Genomic DNA, 1,604 nt, shown 5'->3' with positions numbered 1-1,604 from the left:
TACGCCCCGCCCGCCTTCAGGATGGCCAACAGGCCCACCACCATGTCCAAGGAGCGCTCCACCGCGATCCCCACCTTCACTTCCGGGCCGACGCCCAGCCCGGTCAGGTGGTGCGCGAGTTGGTTCGCCCGCCGGTTCAGCTCGCCGTAGTTCAGCTGCGCTTCACCGAAGATCACTGCCACCGCGTCCGGGTGGGCCGCCGCCTGCGCTTCGATCAGCCGGTGGATCAGCGCCGCGCTTGCCGGGCGGTCGCCGTTTTGGCTCCAGTTTTGGAGTTGCTCGCGTTCCGCCGCGCTCAGCAACGCGACCTCGGATACCGCTTGGCCGGGCTCCTCCGCCAAGGCTTCGAGCAGGGCCAGGTAGTGGCCGGCGAGGCGGGCCACTTTTTCCGGGTCGAACAGTTCCCGGGCGTAGATGAAGCTCAACTTCAGCCCGCCGCCGGCTTGTTCCAGCGCTTCCACCGTGAGTTCGAACTGCGCCGCTTTGGCGCCCAGCTCGTAGGCTTCCAGGGTCAGGCCGGGGAGCGATTGCAGGGCGCGGGCATCGTGCTTCAGGTGGTTGAACATCACCTGGAACAGGGGGGGGGTGCCCAGGCTGCGTTCGGGCTGCAGGGCTTCGACCAGGTGTTCGAAGGGGAGGTCCTGGTGGGTCTGGGCGCCCAGGGCGGCTTCGCGGGTCCGCGCCAGGACGTCGGCCAGGCGGTCGCGGCTGCCGATGCAGTTGCGCAGGACCTGGGTGTTGACGAAGAAGCCGATCACGCTTTCGGTTTCGATGCGGTGGCGGTTGGCGATGGGGACGCCGATGCGGATGTCTTCCTGCCCGGTGTAGCGGTGCAGCAGGGCTTGCAGGCCGGCGAGCAGGGTGACGAAGACGGTGGTGTGCTCGGCTTGGGCGAGCTTGCGCAGTTTGTGCGTGAGCGGCTCGGGAACGCTGACCGTCCGGCGGGCGGCGCTGTAGCGGCCGTCGGCGCGCCGGGGGTGGTCGGTGGGCAGGTGCAGCAGGGGGTGCTCGGTGCCCAGCTGGGTTTGCCAGTAGTCGAGCTGGCGGGCTTTTTCGCCGGCTTCCAGCCATTGCCGTTGCCACTGGGCGTAGTCGGCGTACTGGATGGAGGGCGGGGAGAGGTTTGCCTGGCCTCCTTCGAGCGCGGCGCGGTAGTGGCCGACGAATTCGTCCACCAGGATCTGCATCGACCAGCCGTCCGAGATGATGTGGTGCATCACGACGATCAGCAGGTGTTCCTGCGCCGAGAGCCGGATCAGGCCGATACGCAGCAGCGGGCCCTGGCCGAGGTCGAAGGGGGTCGAGTGCAGCCGTTCGGCTGCTGCTCGCGCGCGCGCCTCGCTTTCTTCCGCCGGGGTGCCGCTCAGGTCGATCAGTTCGAAGGCGGGTTGGCCTTGGGCCTGGATGTGTTGCTGGGCCAGTCCTTGGTCGTCGGCAAGGAAGACTGTGCGCAGCGATTCGTGCCGGCTCACCAGCGCCGCGAAGCTTCCTTGCAGCGCATCCAGGTTCACCTCGCCCTTGAGCCGCAGGCCCCCGGAGATGTGGTACGCCGTGCTGGCACGGTCCAGTTCCCACAGGAACCATTGCCGACGTTGCGCGTAGGA

1 protein-coding gene is annotated in these 1,604 nt (G+C 68.0%); it reads right to left on the bottom strand.

The annotated features are described in order from the left end of the window. A partial coding sequence (locus tag GRF61_RS24050) for a condensation domain-containing protein (protein ID WP_169153139.1) occupies positions 1-1,604 on the bottom strand: 1,604 nt, incomplete at both ends.

Origin of the sequence: Azoarcus sp. TTM-91 (assembly GCF_012911025.1) — a bacterium.
Classification (GTDB): domain Bacteria; phylum Pseudomonadota; class Gammaproteobacteria; order Burkholderiales; family Rhodocyclaceae; genus Azoarcus.
The sequence above is the reverse complement of the archived record's forward strand: the minus strand, read 5'-3'. Positions and strand labels throughout refer to the sequence as shown.